Source organism: Streptomyces cahuitamycinicus (genome assembly GCF_002891435.1).
In the GTDB taxonomy this organism is placed as follows: Bacteria; Actinomycetota; Actinomycetes; order Streptomycetales; family Streptomycetaceae; genus Streptomyces; species Streptomyces cahuitamycinicus.
Window position 1 is genome coordinate 1 of record NZ_POUC01000809.1, and the last position, 1,617, is coordinate 1,617.

Below are 1,617 nucleotides of genomic sequence, written 5' to 3' on the forward strand. Positions count from 1 at the left end.
CCCGGCCCTCCCCGGGCGGGACCGGCCGGCTCGGCACGTTCGGGCCGTGCCGGGCGTCCGAGCCCTCGTCGTACGCGTCCATTCCGCCCCGTTCCACGATCCCGGTCCGTAGTTCCGTCCGCCCGGCCGCGAGGGCGTCGCACCGCCCGCGCGGCACTGCGCGGCGTCGGCACCGGCACGGTACTCAGAACGCCCACCCGGGCACATCCCCTGCCCGCAGGTCCCGCCGTGGCCGTCGCCACACCGCGGAGGCCGACCGTACGGCGAGCGCGACCGGTCGGGACCGCGGTCCCCCTGGTCCACAGGGGACCCCCGCAGGTTATCCACAGGGTGCCCGGGCCGGTCGTCCACGAGAGTGACACCCTACGGCGCCCGTCCGTACACCCATTCCCTTCTTCTAGAACCTGTTCTATCTTGACGCCCCGTCAGCTCAACGGGATCGCCGGAAGGACAGGCACCGTGGACTTCACCTTTACCGAGGAGCAGCAGGCTGCGGCCGAGGCGGCGAGGGGCGTGTTCGCCGGGGTCGCGCCCGACGCCGTGCCCAGCCCGGCCCTCACCCCCGGCGCCGTCGCCGAGAACTACGACCAGGCCCTGTGGGCCAAACTCGCCGACGCGGACCTGCTGAGCCTGCTGCTCGACGCCCGGTACGGCGGGGCCGGCCTGGACGCCATCGCGCTGTGCCTGGTGCTGCGGGAGTCGGCCCGCGTCCTGGCCAGGGTGCCCCTGCTGGAGAGCAGCGCGGCAGCGGCGGCCGTCCAGGCCTACGGCAGCGAAGAGGCGAAGGCGGACCTGCTCGCCCGGGCCGGCCGGGGCGAGAGCGTGCTGACCGTCGCCGCGCACGGCCGCACCGGCCACGACCCGGCCGAGCAGGCCGTGACCGCCCGGCAGGACGGCGGGACCTGGGTGCTGGACGGGGTCCAGACAGCGGTGCCGTGGGCCCACGACGCGGACATCACGCTCGTTCCCGCGCACACCGGGACCGGCCGGACCGTGCTGGCCCTCGTGCCGCACGGCCACGAGGGAACCGTCCTCGCCGAGCAGTTCTCCACCAGCGGCGAGCGGCTCGGCGAGCTGCGGCTGGAGTCGGCACGGCTCGCCGCCCGGGACGTGATCGACGCCGACGGGGCGTGGGAGTGGCTGCGGGATCTGCTGGCCACAGGCACGTGTGCGCTGGCGCTCGGCCTCGGAGAGCGCGTGCTGCAAATGACCGGCGACTACACGGGCAAGCGGGAGCAGTTCGGGTTCCCGATCGCGACCTTCCAGGCCGTCGCCGTGCAGGCCGCCGACCGCTACATCGACCTGCGCGCGATGGAGGCCACGCTGTGGCAGGCCGCGTGGCGGATCGCCTCCGGGGCCCCGGGCCCGCTGCCCGCCGCCGGGGACGTGGCGGTCGCGAAGATCTGGGCGGCGGAGGGCGTACGCCGGGTCGTGCAAACCGCGCAGCACCTGCACGGCGGGTTCGGCGCCGACGTCGACTACCCCCTGCACCGCTACCACGCCTGGGCCAAGCACCTGGAACTGTCACTCGGCCCCGCCTCGGCACACGAAGAGGCCCTGGGCGACCTTCTGGCGGCCCACCCACTGGTCTGACGAGAACGGGCGGGGATTCAAGCG

The 1,617-nt window shown here is 74.6% G+C and carries 1 protein-coding gene; it reads left to right on the forward strand.

The features are described 5' to 3' along the window. Positions 1 to 459: 459 nt before the first annotated feature. Positions 460 to 1,593 (forward strand): acyl-CoA dehydrogenase family protein, encoded by a 1,134-nt coding sequence (locus C1J00_RS43055; protein WP_102914195.1) that lies wholly within the window; start codon positions 460 to 462, stop codon positions 1,591 to 1,593. Positions 1,594 to 1,617: the final 24 nt, after the last annotated feature.